The 13,647-nt window shown below is 64.6% G+C and carries 14 protein-coding genes; 3 read left to right on the top strand and 11 right to left on the bottom strand.

The window, feature by feature from the left end; genetic code table 11:
- Window positions 1–2: 2 nt before the first annotated feature.
- Both AArcSl_RS01435 and AArcSl_RS01430 read right to left on the bottom strand, forming a co-directional pair.
- Window positions 3–617, bottom strand: a complete 615-nt coding sequence (locus AArcSl_RS01435) for an ArsR/SmtB family transcription factor (protein WP_217563489.1) — start codon at window positions 615–617, stop codon at window positions 3–5.
- A 73-nt stretch (window positions 618–690) separates the two neighbouring features.
- Entirely contained in the window at window positions 691–1,977 is a 1,287-nt protein-coding gene (locus AArcSl_RS01430) for a S8 family serine peptidase (protein WP_119814011.1), read from the bottom strand.
- A gap of 116 nt (window positions 1,978–2,093) precedes the next feature.
- Here AArcSl_RS01430 and AArcSl_RS01425 point away from each other — a divergent pair, with 116 nt between their 5' ends.
- Entirely contained in the window at window positions 2,094–3,269 is a 1,176-nt protein-coding gene (locus AArcSl_RS01425; protein WP_119814009.1) for an inorganic phosphate transporter, read from the top strand.
- A 37-nt stretch (window positions 3,270–3,306) separates the two neighbouring features.
- Here AArcSl_RS01425 and AArcSl_RS01420 read toward each other — a convergent pair whose 3' ends face one another.
- Together AArcSl_RS01420 and AArcSl_RS01415 are read right to left on the bottom strand one after the other, a co-directional pair.
- A complete protein-coding gene (locus AArcSl_RS01420; RefSeq protein WP_119814007.1) occupies window positions 3,307–3,846 on the bottom strand; it encodes a DUF7122 family protein in 540 nt (179 codons plus the stop codon).
- The gene (locus AArcSl_RS01415; RefSeq protein WP_119814005.1) at window positions 3,843–4,751 is read right to left on the bottom strand and encodes an RsmB/NOP family class I SAM-dependent RNA methyltransferase; all 909 of its coding nucleotides are present in this window, start codon (window positions 4,749–4,751) and stop codon (window positions 3,843–3,845) included. Before AArcSl_RS01415 ends, AArcSl_RS01420 begins: the two co-directional genes overlap by 4 nt.
- Window positions 4,752–4,889: 138 nt before the next feature.
- On the opposite strand from AArcSl_RS01415, the gene AArcSl_RS01410 reads away from it, so the two are divergent.
- Window positions 4,890–5,630 carry a proteasome assembly chaperone family protein gene (locus tag AArcSl_RS01410; RefSeq protein WP_119814003.1) on the top strand — a complete coding sequence of 247 codons (741 nt, stop codon included), beginning with the start codon at window positions 4,890–4,892 and terminating at the stop codon, window positions 5,628–5,630.
- Window positions 5,631–5,685: 55 nt separating this feature from the next.
- Here AArcSl_RS01410 and AArcSl_RS01405 read toward each other — a convergent pair whose 3' ends face one another.
- The 7 genes from AArcSl_RS01405 to AArcSl_RS01380 form a co-directional block, all read right to left on the bottom strand.
- A complete protein-coding gene (locus tag AArcSl_RS01405; RefSeq protein WP_119814001.1) occupies window positions 5,686–7,056 on the bottom strand; it encodes an isochorismate synthase in 1,371 nt (456 codons plus the stop codon).
- Window positions 7,057–7,147: 91 nt separating this feature from the next.
- Complete coding sequence (locus tag AArcSl_RS01400; RefSeq protein WP_119813999.1) at window positions 7,148–8,791, bottom strand: cation:proton antiporter domain-containing protein; 1,644 nt, start codon at window positions 8,789–8,791, stop codon at window positions 7,148–7,150.
- Complete coding sequence (locus AArcSl_RS01395) at window positions 8,784–10,502, bottom strand: cation:proton antiporter (RefSeq protein ID WP_119813997.1); 1,719 nt, start codon at window positions 10,500–10,502, stop codon at window positions 8,784–8,786. The genes AArcSl_RS01400 and AArcSl_RS01395 overlap by 8 nt, the downstream gene beginning before the upstream one ends.
- 116 nt (window positions 10,503–10,618) lie before the next feature.
- The gene (locus AArcSl_RS01390; protein ID WP_119813995.1) at window positions 10,619–10,948 is read right to left on the bottom strand and encodes a transcription factor S; all 330 of its coding nucleotides are present in this window, start codon (window positions 10,946–10,948) and stop codon (window positions 10,619–10,621) included.
- Window positions 10,949–11,030: 82 nt separating this feature from the next.
- Window positions 11,031–11,459 carry a hypothetical protein gene (locus AArcSl_RS01385; protein ID WP_245883327.1) on the bottom strand — a complete coding sequence of 143 codons (429 nt, stop codon included), beginning with the start codon at window positions 11,457–11,459 and terminating at the stop codon, window positions 11,031–11,033.
- Window positions 11,452–12,336 carry a coiled-coil domain-containing protein gene (locus tag AArcSl_RS17290; RefSeq protein WP_245883325.1) on the bottom strand — a complete coding sequence of 295 codons (885 nt, stop codon included), beginning with the start codon at window positions 12,334–12,336 and terminating at the stop codon, window positions 11,452–11,454. Before AArcSl_RS17290 ends, AArcSl_RS01385 begins: the two co-directional genes overlap by 8 nt.
- Before the next feature lie 33 nt (window positions 12,337–12,369).
- Entirely contained in the window at window positions 12,370–13,212 is an 843-nt protein-coding gene (locus tag AArcSl_RS01380; RefSeq protein WP_119813993.1) for an RAD55 family ATPase, read from the bottom strand.
- Between the two features lie 125 nt (window positions 13,213–13,337).
- Here AArcSl_RS01380 and AArcSl_RS01375 point away from each other — a divergent pair, with 125 nt between their 5' ends.
- Window positions 13,338–13,619 (top strand): DUF5808 domain-containing protein, encoded by a 282-nt coding sequence (locus tag AArcSl_RS01375; protein ID WP_119813991.1) that lies wholly within the window; start codon window positions 13,338–13,340, stop codon window positions 13,617–13,619.
- Window positions 13,620–13,647 lie beyond the last annotated feature (28 nt).

Here is a 13,647-nt window from a genome sequence, read left to right as displayed (position 1 = left end):
AGTCACCGTCGCCACGCCACCGTCGCGACCGCAGCGACGAGCAGACAGGCGAAAAAGAAGAGCAGTCCCGGCTCGCCAGCCTCGAAGACGAGCCACACGAGCAACCCGCCGGCGTCGTTCGACCCGCCCGCATAGCTCGCGGGATCGATCGCAGTCGCCGCCGCCCGATCCGGGGAGAACAGCTGGTAGGCGCCCCACTGGACGAACAGCGCTCCGCCGGCGAGCAACCCGATGCCCGCGACGACGTCCGACAGCGACCGATCGAGCCGGGAGTGGAGCTCCTCTCGCCCGACGAACACGAGCGGATCGCTGGTCGGACCGTACACGACCATCTCGTTTCCCTTTTCGGAGTAGCGCCGACCCACAGCCTCGACGAGTTCGGCGTCCTCGAGGGTAGACACGTGGTGGGACACGTTCTGGAGGGAGGTGTCGAGGCCGTCGGCCAGTTCGGAGGTGGTCGCCGGCTCCTCCAGCAGACGCCGATACACGTCCCTGCGGGTGTCGCTCGCGAGGACGTCGAGGACGTCGTCTGCCTCTTCGGCGTCCATCTCGACGATCCGGGTGCGGGCCTCCGACGTCGGTGGACCTGTCGGGAGGATATCGGTGAGCGTCGACATCGGTCACCAGTTCGTTTTCGAATGACACATACCTTTCCGTAGGTTAAATCCCGGTTTGAGCGACCGTTCGTCGCTACTCGTCGTTCCGATCGGAGCGCTCTGCGGCCTCGGCGATCGCGGCTGCCGGATCGACCCGGCCGTGTCCTGCCCGCGTGTCCACGCCGTTTTGGGAGCCGGCTGTCGACGCGAGGGTCCAGCGCACTTCGTCCGGCTCCAGTTCCGGTCCGACGTCGACGACGAGGGCGGCGACGCCGCCGACGTAGGCTGCGGATGCGGACGTGCCGACGAACGGTCCCCCGTCCGTGGGCTGACTGCTCGGCGCGACGACGTAGACGCCCAGCCTCCCGTCAGCGGTCGGACCGCGTCCGCTGAACGGCTCCACCTCACCCGTCGTCGGATCGATCGCGCCGACGCCGATCACACCCGGGGCGGCTGCGGGGGACGGTATGCTCCGTTCCGGACGGGCGTCGGCCAGCGCGTGCGTCGTGGTCGCGACCCGGATTTCGTTCCCGTCCCCGTCGATGACATCCCCGTCCACCTCGGCGCCGTCGGGGCCTCTGACTGCAATCGCGTAGCGGTCGTCGTCGAGCTGGACGGTCAACCGCTGGCTTTCGTTCCGGTGGGCCACCGACCGAGCGACGAGTTCGGTTTCGTCGTCCTCCAGGCGGTGGAGTTCGAGCGTGTAGTCACCGGGAGCGTCCGACGCGAGCCAGAATTCGGCCCTCCCCGGTGGACCGTGCACTTCGTTGAGTGGTCCGACCTCGAACTCGTGGAGGCCCTCGTCGGTCGGCTCGTACTCCCCGTACCAGTGGCCGGCCGCGAAGTTCCCCGTCGGAGCGACGACCACGGCACCCCGATCGACTGCATCCCTCGTTGCCCGGTCGAGGCTGGCGGTCCCGTCTCCGAGCGTCCCGGCGTACGCCACCGGGGTCACGATCACGTCGACGTCGCGTTCGAGCATCCAGTCGAGGGCTGACGCGTAGTCGTCGGGTGTTTCGAACGTGGCGAGATACAGCTCCGCGTCGGGGGCGGTCCGGGCGACCGTCATCGCCGTCGCCGTACCGTGACGGTCTCCGCCGTCGACCGATTGTCCGTCGCCGAACGTTTCGCTTCCGGCGATCTCCCCGTCTATCGCGTCCTGATCGAACCCGGTGACGTCGAGTACGCCGACCGAAACGTTCTCGCCGGTCACTCCTGCCTCGTGGACCGCCGCGATCGATCCGTCGTCGTCGATCGTCGCGGTTCGGTCCTCCCCCGCTTCGGGGTTATCGACAGCCAGGGCGACGGCACCGATGCCGACGGTCACTGCCGCCACGCTCGCGAGCACGAACAGCGCGACCGCGAACTCCCGTCTGTTCACTGGTCCGTCCTCCTCGAAGAGAGGTTCCCGTCAGTTCGGTCGTGATACGCAACGGAGATTGGTAGCTCTTTCCCAAAGTCGCATCTTTTAACCCGGCGGATGTGATCGATTGTGTTATGATCGAACCGCTTCTTTTGATCGGGCTCGTCGTCGCCCTGTTCGTCGGTTTCAACATCGGGGGCGCGACGACCGGGCCGGCGTTCGGGCCCGCGGTCGGTGCAGACGTCATCTCGAAGGGGATGGCGGCCGCGCTGATGTCGGTGTTCTTTCTCGTGGGCGCGTGGACGATCGGCCGGCGCGTCGTCGACACGCTGGGGCAGGAACTCGTTCACGATCCGGGTGTTTTCACCATCGAGGCGAGCATCGTGGTGCTGTTTTTCATCGGCGGGGCGCTGTTTATCGGTAACTACTTCGGCGTTCCAGCGTCGACGTCGATGACTGCCGTCGGCGCGATCGCCGGTCTCGGCATTGCGACCGGACAACTCAACTGGGCCGTAATGGGGGAGATCGCCGTCTGGTGGATCGTCGCGCCGATCATCGGGTTCTGGGTCTCCGGGGTAATCGGCCGGTACTTTTATACGAGAATCAACCGCTGGGTGTCGATCACGCAAACCGAGGGCGCGTTGATCGAACTCGATCGGTCGGGGGCGGTTCCTGTTCCCAGAAAGGGACCGGAGACGACCACCCGGGAGTTCGTCGGCGTCGTGATCCTGATAAGTATCGGCTGTCTGATGGCGTTCTCCTCGGGTACGTCGAACATCGCGAACGCGATCGCTCCCCTGTACGGCGCGGGCGTCGAGATGGACCCGCTGATCCTGCTGGGCAGCGCCGCGGTCGCGGTGGGTGCGTTCACGATCGCCCGCCGGACGCTGGACACGCTCGGAAACGACATCACTGACCTCCCACTCACGGCGGCGATCGTCGTCGCCGTCGTCTCGTCTGCGATCGTCGTCGGGCTCTCCGCGATCGGGATCCCGGCGTCGTTCGTCATCATTGCGACGATGTCGATCGTCGGCCTCGGCTGGGGACGGGCCACCCGTTCGGTCACGGTCTCGGAGGGGCTCCGGGGCAAAGAGCAGCCGACCGTCTCCGTCGGGGCTCTCGCGGCCGACGAGCCGGGCGAGGAGGCGCCCGGAATCGGCGAGGAGGAGCCGGAAGACATCCCCTCGGCTGCGGATCTCTTCGACCCGACTACCACCGGTCGGGTGATCGTGATGCAGAACCTCGTTCCCATCATCTCGACGGTCGGCGCGTACGCGACGTTCTGGGTGCTGTTTTCGTTCTGGTGGTGAGTGGAGGGACTGACTCCCTGCACCAGCGCAGACCGTTTTATAGCGGTTCGAGGGACTCCTGCCGTCCTTTCGGAACCACCGATCTGAGTTCCCCGTACAGGTACAGCCCGACACCGATCGGCTCCGGCTCGCCCGCGTACTCGTGTGTAACGATCAGATACCCCCAGTCGCCGTCCCAGTCGATCTCCTGGTCTTCCCCCGCGAGGAACCGGGTCGCGGTTTCGCCCTCGAGCTGTATCACGTTTATACTGGCCTCGCCGCCGAACCGCTGGACGGCGTTCGTCGTCGGTTTCCAGTGTTCCTGTCTCGTCCGAAGGAACGCGAGTCCGAGCCCCTCGATCTCGATCGGCGAGGGGGCCTCGCCGCTGTACGCCCAGATCTTTCCGGCGCCCTTCTCCCAGAAGCTGTGCTCGTCGAACGCCGACGGCGGTACTCCGAACCGGTCGTCCCACCACTCGAGCACCTCCGCCCGCGTGGCTCGTCCGGGGACCCTGCGTTCCTCGGCAGTTTCGGGCAGTCTGTCGAACCGCTGTCCGTCGTTCGTGGGAGCGTCGGCCGACTCCGGTTCGTCTGTCATCCCGTCACCTCCAGGGTCGCACAGTAGAAGCCGCCGGTGTCGTTGTGGTGAGGGTACACGCGGTGGGTGTCCCGGACGCGTTCGTCGTACGTTTCCCCCTTCCATTCGGTGACGCCCTCGGCAGTCACGAGCGGCAGGTCGACGGGCTCGACCCGACACGGTTCGAGTTCGAGTACGTGATCGACGACGGCTTCGTTCTCCTCGGGGGCGAAGGTACACGTCGAGTAGACGACTCGACCGCCCGGCGCAGTCAGCTGGACCGCCCGCCGGAGCAGCCCCTTCTGGATTCCGGCGATCGACTCCACGTGATCGAGCGACCACTCCTCGAGGACGTCCGGGTTCTTTCGACACGTCCCCTCACACGAGCAGGGGACGTCGACGAGAACCCGGTCGAACGTTTCGAAGCCGAACGGTTTCACCGAGAAGTTCCGCCCGTCCTGGTTCGTCACCGCCACGTTGGTGACGCCGAGGCGCTCGCAGTTGTGCCGGAGCGCCGAGAGCCGGCCCAGGTTGTTGTCGTTGGCGACCAGCGTTCCGCGGTCGTCCATCGCGGCCGCGAGCTGGCTCGTCTTGCTCCCCGGGGCCGCACAGAGGTCGAGTACGCGTTCGCCGGGTTCGGGGGCGAGTGCAACGCCGGGCAACACCGACACCTCCTCCTGGCCGTGGAGCCAGCCGTGGACGTACGCCCAGTTGCGCCCGGGGCTGTGCCCGTCGAGCCGGAACAGTCCCTCGTGCCAGTCGGCGGGGTCGTACTCGACGCCCTCGGAGTCGAGCCCCTGCCGGGCTCGTTCGACGGTCGCCTTGATCGTGTTGACGCGGACGACCGACGGGAGCGGACGGTCACAGGCGGCCCGGAACGCCGCCGGGTCGTCGACGAGCGGTTCGTACCGCTCGAGTGGGTTCATACTCCTCCCTCGGCGGGGAGGCGTTTGTCGGTTTCGGAGTCAACCGTGGGAAACGGTCCCTGTTCGGCCTCACAGCCCGTGTCGTGGGGTCTGCACTCGCGCACCACACTTTATAGCTCCCGCCGAGTTGTCCCGAGTATGGCACACGTTCGAATCCTCGAGAACGACGTCGAACTGGCGGAACCGTACATGATCGAGGGGCTTCCGGGCGTTGGACTGGTCGGCAAGATCGCTGCCGACCACCTGATCGAGGCGCTCGGAATGACCAAACACGCGGACGTCCACTGTACCGGACTTCCGTCCGTCGCTCGATACGAGGAAGGGGACCCGACGCTCTCGACACCGCTCAGACTGTACGCAAATGATGCCGGCGACCTGCTCGTGCTGCAAAGCGACATCCCGGTTTCGCCGGACGCGGCGACGGAGATCGCAAACTGCATCCAGGGCTGGTTCGACGAGGAGGGCGTCACTCCAGTGTATCTCTCGGGCATCCCGCGGGAAAAGGACGCCGAACCGCCGGAGCTGTACGGGATCTGTGCGGGGGACGGCGGACGGCTGCTCTCGGAGGTCGACATCGGCGACCCGACCGAAACCGGGATCGTGACCGGGCCGACAGGGGCGATGCTGGCTCACGCGGTCGAACACGACACGACCGCGGTCGGGTTCGTCGTCGAATCGGACCCGCAGTTCCCCGATCCGGAGGCTGCCCGGATCGTCATCACGGAGGGGATCGAACCGCTGACGGGGATGGAGTTTCCCGTCGACGACCTCGTCGATCGCGCAGACGAGATCAGACAGGCGAAAGAACAGCTCGCACAGCAGATGCAGGGCGGCGGCGAGGAGAGCACCCAGGTGCAGCCGCTTCGAATGTACCAGTAGTGTTCTCGAAGATACTCCTCTGGTGCGATGGGGAGTGGAAAAAGGGGAGAGGGGACTACGTCTCTTCTCTCTCGTCGCCGTCATCGAGGACGTTCAAAACCGGCTGGAACTTGAGCTGAGCTTCGTCCCACTCCTCGTCGGGATCGCTGTCGCCGACCACGCCGACGCCGGCAAACAGCGTCGCTCTCGACCCGGTCGATAGCGCCGACCGGAGCGCGACCGCGAACTCGCCGTTGCCGGCGGCGTCGACCCACCCCACCGGTGCGGCGTACCAGCCGCGGTCGAACGGTTCCGTCTCCCCGATCGTCTCGAGTGCGCGTTCGGGCGGAACGCCGCCGACCGCCGGGGTCGGGTGGAGCGCCTCCACGAGTTCCAGTACGCCGCGGTCGTCGGTCAGTTCCGCGGTTATCGGCGTCCAGAGGTGTTGGACGGTCGCGAGTCGCTTGATCCGTCGGTCTCCCGTCGCGACCGAGGCCGAAAACGGGGACAGCTGCTCCCGGATCGCCTCGACAACCAGTTCGTGTTCGTGGGCGTTTTTCGGATCCGTTCGAAGCTGCTCTGCGAGCCACTCGTCTTCGGCGGGGGTTTCGCCGCGACCGATCGTGCCGGCCAGTGCGCCGGTCTCGACTGTCCGACCGCGCAGCGAGACCAGCCGTTCCGGCGTCGCCCCGAAGAACGCCGCCTCGCCGTCCGGGGTTTCGAAACAGAAGCGGTAGCAGTCCGGATACGCCTCGCCGAGCCGGTCCAGAGTCGAGGCGGGATCCAGTTGTCCCTCGAGGTCGATTTCGAGCGCCTGGGCGAACACGACCTTGGTGAGTTCGTTTCGCTCGATCCGGTCGAGCGCCGATCGGATCGACGAACTCCACTCTTCGCGGGTCGTGGTCCGCCGTCGCTCGGCGATCCCCGGCGGAGACGAGCGAGTCCCTGTCGACGTCGCTCCGGTCAGTCGGTCGAACTCGGCGTCGAGTCGCCGCTCGACGTCCTCGACCCGGGCGTTCTCGCCAGCATCGGTGACTGTCAGCCACGCGCCGCGATCGGTGATCGTGACCTGCACACGGGGCAACAGAAACCGCGCGTCCGGATATCCGTCCCACGGCGATCCGCCGTCGCTCTCGCGGTATTTCCCGTCGCCGTTGTTGAACGAGAAGCCGCCGAACACCCGCGGCCGAGCCGCCTCGGTTCCCGCGTGGACGTCACCCGAGTCGAACAGCGCCTCGGTCGCCGACGCGACTTCGCGAAAGCGGTTCCCCTCCCTCGCTTCGATCGTGGCGGCCGCTCCCCCGGCAACGACGAGTGCTCCCTCGGGGGGACCCCAGACGATCCGCGGCGGAGAGAGGGCGTCGAACGCCGTCCGGAGGGACGTCTCCGGCAACTGTCTGGCCCGACTGACCAGCCCTGAGCGGTTCCTCGTTCGGGGCGACTCCATCGACGAACAGTGAGGGTGCCGGACTCTTAGGGCTGACTATCCGCCGAGTCGAGGGACCTGTTCGGGATGGTTTCCTCCCGGCAACTGTTCGCTACGCGAGGTCACTGAGCGATGCGATCTGCTCTTTCCGCAACGTCTCCTGGGGTAGTGACCCGTCTTCGAGCCGCTCGATATATTCGATCAGCTGTTCGGATGCGAGCGTGTCGTCGACACAGACGTACATCGCACCCCGATCGAGGAGATCCCGAGCGAACTCGACGTCGTCAGTACGGAGGATCAGGTCGGTTCCGTTCGCGAACCGCAACAGGTATTCGGAGACCGGCGGCGAGTTGACCGTCGAAACGATGATCCGGGCCTCGTCGACGTCTGCTTTTACCCACGCGTACGGTTCGTTCGCGTCGCTGAAGACGTACGCGTCACACTCCGATCGGAGATCCTCTAGACGGGTGGGGTCGTTTTCCACGACGACATACTGGATGTCGAGGCGTTCGCAGGTCTCGACGAGTGTTCGTCCCTGTCGACCGTATCCGACGATGATCGCGTGATCGGTGAGGTCCTCGGGAACCGAACTCCGCTCGTCGATCTTCTCATGGCGTCCCTCGAATAGCCGCCAGTCGGCGAGCACACGATAGATCTGTTCGTCGTACGCCCGGCTCAGGCTCGAGGTGATCATCGTCGCGGCGGCGGCGATGATGATCGCATCGAACACCGACTGGAGGAGGATCCCGAGGATGAGTGCCTCGATGACGATGACAAGCGAGAACTCGCTGACCTGATCGAGGCTGAGGCTGGTCAGCGTCGCCGATCGTGCTTCGTATCCGCTGTAAATCAGGAACACGGTTGTCACCACGGGCTTGACGACGGCTGTCAACAGCCCGAGTCCCACCGCGAGAGCGAACACCTCGACGGTCGGAACTGTCACGAGGGCGCCGACCGTGACGAAGAAGATCGCGACGAAGAAGTCCCTGATCGACACGAGACCGTCGAACACGCCGAAGTACTCGTCGGGATCGTACCGGACGGCGATCCCGGCTGCGAACGCGCCGACGACGATCGAGATGCCGGACAGCTCCGCGGCACCGAGAAACACCACGAGCAGCGCGATCACGCTGACGATTAGCTGTTCGTCGGACCCCTTCGAGAGCCGCTCGAGGACGTCGAACAGGATCCGGTTGACGAACACCGCGGCCAAAAGCAAGAACACGCCGTAGCCCACCTGCATGGCGATCAGATCCGCGTCGAACGCGCCGGCACCCAACACGAGGACGACGAGCACTGCCGCGATGTCCTGGACGAAATTCATCGACTCCGCCAGCCGTCCACGGACCAGGTTCTTTCGGATGTCCCGCTGGAGCAGGGCCGTACCCACGATCGTCGAGGAGAACGCCGCGACGATCCCGAAATACATCGCCTGTTCGAGCGGGAGACCGAACAGGACGCCGACGACAACGCCCAGCAAACCGACGGACAGCATCTGGGCTATCGCGACTTTCTCGCCGTCACCAAGGACGACTCGAACGGCGTCGAACTGTATCTGGAGGCCGAAGGAAAACACCAGAAGCGCGATCCCCCACTGGGCCAACTCGAGCGTGATCTCCTCGTCGACACCGACGCCGGCGACGATCCCTGCGAGAATAAGGAACGGGACCGCAGGGATGTCCAGCCGGTTGGCCACGAGGAGGAACGGGCCGGCGACGATGAACACGATCGCGACGGCCGTCAGGAGTTCAGTCATCCGTTTCACCCCCGAAAGCGGACGGTGAATCGGACGACACGAACGTTCGCAGGCGCTGGACGTCGGTCTGGAGCATCTCTTCGAAGCGGTTCCTGTCCTGATAATATGCCTCCAGGAACTCGGCGAGTCGGCCGCCGGCGACGTGTGTACTCAATACGACGTAGTCGGCCCCGAGATCGTACAGGTCACGGGCGTCGGAAACCCGCTCGGCTTTCACGACGACGGTCGTTTCTTCGGCCACCTCCTGGAGGAGCATTCTGTTTACGGCCGGCTGAACGGACGAGGAGAGCACGAAATCCGCGTACGGTAGTTCGGCGCTCTTTCGGATTGTCTGTTGACTGATGTCCCCGAATAGGGTTTCGAACCCGGCTGCTTCGAGCTTCTCGATGTGGTCCGGCTTCCGATCCACGACGACGACGTCGTCGTAATACTGTGCGAGCAGCGGCAACGCGGGTTCGGTCACGTCGTCGTACCCGACGACGACAGCGTGGTTCCGGTACTGCTTGCGTTCGACATCGCGGTCGTCCGCGCTATCGAGGCGCTCGAGGAACGGGGACACCAGATCGTACAGTTGCTGATTGTACTTTATGACATAGACGGAGACGCTCATCGTCAACAGGGCGGTCAGCGTCAGGAAGCCGAGTACCGGTTCGCCGATGAACCCTCCGGCGACGGCGACGGCACCGACGACCAGCCCGAATTCGCTGACCTGTATCATGTTGACGCTGCCGAGGAACGTGGTCTCGACGTCGAAATCCTGCCAGTCGATGAGCGCGAAAAACACCAGGAACTTGACCGGGATCAGCACGATCGATGCCAGGACGGCCTCCTCCCAGAAGGCGAAGAGGTCTGCCGCGTCGAGCTGGAGGCCGACCGAGACGAAAAACACCAGGATGAACAGGTCCGTCAGGGGATTGATCCGGTCCTGTAGCTCCTTGCTGTACGGCAACTGCGCGATCGAGAGTCCGGCGAGGAACGCGCCCATCTCGATCGAGAGATCGAACTCCTGGGCGAACAGCACGAAGAGGAACCCCCACGAGATCGCGATCAGGAAGAAGACGTCCCTGTTCCCTGCGATCCGACGGAAGATCACTGGAAGGAGATATCTGGACGCGGCGACGGCGGCGATCCCGATCCCCGCGACGAGTGCAAGCACCGTGAAAAGCGTCAGGGCGATCTCGGCCGCGCTGTCGGGTCGCCCCGCGGCGAGCACCGCGAGAATGATCACGACGACGATGTCCTGGACGAGCAACACGCCGACGTCGATTTTGCCGTGCAGGGAGGTTGCGGTGTCTTTGTCCTTGAGCATCTTGATGACGACCGCGGTCGAACTGTACATCACCGCCAGACCGATCAGCACGGACTCCCAGACGGTAAAGCCCAGCCCGTAGGCGGTGAGAAACCCCGCGGTCGAAACGAGGGCCATCTGCGGGAGGGAAATCGCGACGATCGGGCGGAGAACGTGCTGGATGTCCTCGAACCGCATCTTGATGCCCAAAAGGAACAGGAGAAACGCCAGCCCGAGTTCGGCCATCGTTTCGGTGAGCGCGCCGACCTCGACGATCCCGAGGGCCGCGGGGCCGAGCAGGAGCCCAGCCAGGATGTAGGCGACGATTGTCGGCTGCCCCGTCTGTTTCGCCACCAGACTGCCGATCGCGGCCACCACGATGATGATTCCGACGTCCGCGGCCAGCGTGATCTCGGCGCTCATCTACGCGTTCGTTCGTGACTGGCACTCGGTAATAGTTGTATCGAAGGATCGGATCGATTCCCTCCGAACCCTCGCGGAATCGGTATCGAACTGAAGTATCGCTTCGGGTACACCACTCAGTTGTACTCCCGCCACCGGTGACCACACTCTTTGCATTTAAAAAAACGCGTCGGCGGCTCGTCGGCGGAGGCGGTCTGTTTGATCGTGTACCACGCCTCGCCGTGACCACACTCGTCACAGGTGACGTCGTCGTCGGTCGGCTTCCCCTCGAAGTTCGACCCCTCTTCGGTTTCGATTACGTCATCGTTCTGCTGTTCGTCCGTCGAGACGAACTCCGCGGCGCGTCCCTCGTCCCGATCGGCGGTCGCGCCACAATCCTCGTTCGTACACGCCATTCGGCCGTCCCGAGAGACCATCATCGATCCGCATTCGTCACAGAACTGCATGTCGGCTATGATAGGCCCTCATTACTGTTAACCCTGGGGATGACGAGCGTCGCCTCCGGACGGATCCGTGCCCTTCCGAGAGTCACCGTGTCGACGACTCCGGCCCGCCGCGTTCGATCATCGGACAGTTCTGAACCCGGAAGTTGTTGCTGTCGACGACCTCGAGGATCTCGGTTCCCTCGTGGGTGCACTCCACCGTCGGCGGCGCAGACAGGTAGCGGCAGCGCTGGCAGAACGACCGCTTCTCGACGGTTTCCACGTCGGGACCGCCTTCTCCCTCGACGGGAGCGAGCGTCGAATCGACCTCGCCACCCTCCTCGCCGAGCGTCTCCCAGACGTTCTCTATCGACATCTCGTCGTCCATTTCCTCGAACGGATCCTCGAGCGGGTCACCCTCGTCGTCGAGTTCCGCGAACGGATCCGTTCGACCGATCTCCTCGAACGGTTCGTCCTGATCGATCTCCTCGAACGGTTGATCCTTCTCGTCGGGATCGTGGTCCGGATCACTCATGGTGATCGCCCTCCGTGGGATCGTCGGATTCGTCGTCGACGTCCGATTCCGGGGCGGTCTCTCCTTCCAGTGCTGGCCGGTCTTCAGCCACGAGCGTCGCCGATCCGAAAAAGCCCCGCGACGGATCGAGCCCCCGGAACGTCGCCTCGCAGTGGGGGCAGTTGGGCCCCGAAAGCAGCGCGACGGTGACCGACCGACCGCACTGTCCGCAGTCGGCGGTTCGGCTGCCCGTTCGGTTTGCCTCCCGCCTGAGTTCGTCCAGACGGTCTTCGGTTTCGGCCTTCACCTCCAGCCGGTCGGTCCGCGTTCGAAGTCTGACGATGGCGCTCGCGAGCGTGTCGAGTTTCCCTTCGATCCCCTCGCTGTGATCGCCGACGCCACCGAGGCGTTCCTCGAATCCCTCGAGACGGTCGGTTGTCGCCTCCAGATCCGTCCGGAGCGAATCGACCTCCGCACCCAGCTCTTCGGCTGCCATCGACTTCTCGAGTTCAGTAAGCGACTCCTCGAGTGATTCGAGCCGGGCCGCAAGGTCGTCGATCGAGTCGTCGAGTTCCGGGTGAGCGTGACCTTTCTCCGCGCGGTCGTGGGTCTTTTCGAGAACCTGAATCACGCGCTCCCGAACGTCTTCGATCTCCCGTTCGAGATCTTCCCGGGTTTCGTCGAGACGGTCCGGAAGACGCGCGAGCGACTCGGCGTCTGGCAGTTCTTCGTCGTCGGCTTCCGTCTCCGCACCGGCGGTAGCAAACCGATAGACTGCGACGATGCGTTCGAGTTCCTTGTCGGTCGTTCTGTCGGTCCCCTCGACGCGGTCGGCCAGCCACGCGTCCAGATCCTCACGGAGCTGTGGTGTGGACGTACTCTCTCCCGTGTCAGACATTCTCAATCCCTCCGGAGCGATGGCGGTGTCGGTTCATCGGATCTTCCTCACGTCGCTGATGTCGAGTCCTCCCTCGTGGATCTCCACCTCGAACTGCACGATGTCCTCCTCCTCGAGACGCGACAGGACGCCCCGGAACTCCCGGACGACCATCGTTCTCGCCCGCTGGGATCCCCCCGTCTCCCAGGAGAACCGCAACGTTCCGCTCGCGGCGTCCATCAGCGCGCCGAACTGTTGGTCGGAGATCGCGTCCTCGCTCACCAAAAGCAGTATCAGTCCGTCCCAATGAAAGGCGGCTTTCTTGATCCCCCGAACGAGCATGATGACGTCGTCCCACCCACGTTCCATCTCGTCGCTCCTCGCGGTCGTGAGGTCGGTCAACGAGTCGAGCAGGACGAGGTTCCCCGTCGCGTGATCGCTCAGATACTCCCCCAGCGTGCTGAGCAGCCCCTCCCGCCGTCCGCGCTCTCCCATGTCCCCGATCGTCGTGGCGTCTCCGAGATACCAGTCCCGCGGCAGCGGCGACAGCTGGAAGTACTCGGGGGAGAAGTCTCGGAACTGGATCTCGTCTGTGGCCGCGTCGACGATTTCCTCTGTCATTGTGAATTCCAGATCCCGGCGGAGTGACTCTGATCCCTCTGTCAACGAGATGTAGTGCACTTCCGGCGGAACCGACACGTCCGGATCGAGGTCGCCGTAGTGCAGCGAAAACAGCTCCGGATCCGCGTGTGACAGTGCGTTCATCGCTGCGCTCGTGTACAGAAACTCACGTGCGCCGGCACCCGACTCCTCGGCCAGCAGGACGACGCTTCCCGACGGCGCCCCCCCGCCGAGAAGCCTGTCGAGTCGTCCCACGCCCAGCGGTAAGCTCCCCATAACAACCGTGTGGTTTCGCCGGCCGCTTAGCCGTTACGGCACTCGGGCGGCCGGCAAGGGATGCGGCGCCATCATAACCGAACACTGACACAAACGATTTATCCCGTCCCGACGTTGGTCTTCGTATGGCAGATAAACCCGAATCCGGCGAGGTTTTCGGCGTCCCGTACAACTTCGAGCGACCGAGCCTCGGACGGATGCTCTCGGCGTACTGGCAGCCCGGCAAGGGGATGCTGGTCCAGAAGCCGTTCGGCATCGGCTACACGCTGAACCTCGCGAACTGGCGGTCCTGGATCGCGCTCGGCGTGATCGCGGTGTTGTTGTGGCACGACCGAGAATCCCGCAGCGACGCGGACACTGAAGAGGAGCAGGACGACGGACCGGTCGAGGTAATCGTCGACGACTGAGAACGACCGGTCCGGAAACGGATCGGAA

Origin of the sequence: Halalkaliarchaeum desulfuricum, from assembly GCF_002952775.1 — an archaeon.
In the GTDB taxonomy this organism is placed as follows: Archaea; Halobacteriota; Halobacteria; order Halobacteriales; family Haloferacaceae; genus Halalkaliarchaeum; species Halalkaliarchaeum desulfuricum.
This window is presented reverse-complemented; position numbering and strand designations above follow the sequence as displayed.

Coding starts and splice junctions, on each gene's coding strand:
- AArcSl_RS01415 (WP_119814005.1), bottom strand. CDS start 4,751: ATGAACCCACTCGAGCGGTACGAACCGCTCGTCGACGACCCGGCGGCG.
- AArcSl_RS01405 (WP_119814001.1), bottom strand. CDS start 7,056: ATGGAGTCGCCCCGAACGAGGAACCGCTCAGGGCTGGTCAGTCGGGCC.
- AArcSl_RS01390 (WP_119813995.1), bottom strand. CDS start 10,948: ATGCAGTTCTGTGACGAATGCGGATCGATGATGGTCTCTCGGGACGGC.
- AArcSl_RS01425 (WP_119814009.1), top strand. CDS start 2,094: ATGATCGAACCGCTTCTTTTGATCGGGCTCGTCGTCGCCCTGTTCGTC.
- AArcSl_RS01435 (WP_217563489.1), bottom strand. CDS start 617: ATGTCGACGCTCACCGATATCCTCCCGACAGGTCCACCGACGTCGGAG.
- AArcSl_RS01385 (WP_245883327.1), bottom strand. CDS start 11,459: ATGAGTGATCCGGACCACGATCCCGACGAGAAGGATCAACCGTTCGAG.
- AArcSl_RS17290 (WP_245883325.1), bottom strand. CDS start 12,336: ATGTCTGACACGGGAGAGAGTACGTCCACACCACAGCTCCGTGAGGAT.
- AArcSl_RS01400 (WP_119813999.1), bottom strand. CDS start 8,791: ATGACTGAACTCCTGACGGCCGTCGCGATCGTGTTCATCGTCGCCGGC.
- AArcSl_RS01410 (WP_119814003.1), top strand. CDS start 4,890: ATGGCACACGTTCGAATCCTCGAGAACGACGTCGAACTGGCGGAACCG.
- AArcSl_RS01395 (WP_119813997.1), bottom strand. CDS start 10,502: ATGAGCGCCGAGATCACGCTGGCCGCGGACGTCGGAATCATCATCGTG.
- AArcSl_RS01380 (WP_119813993.1), bottom strand. CDS start 13,212: ATGGGGAGCTTACCGCTGGGCGTGGGACGACTCGACAGGCTTCTCGGC.
- AArcSl_RS01375 (WP_119813991.1), top strand. CDS start 13,338: ATGGCAGATAAACCCGAATCCGGCGAGGTTTTCGGCGTCCCGTACAAC.
- AArcSl_RS01420 (WP_119814007.1), bottom strand. CDS start 3,846: ATGACAGACGAACCGGAGTCGGCCGACGCTCCCACGAACGACGGACAG.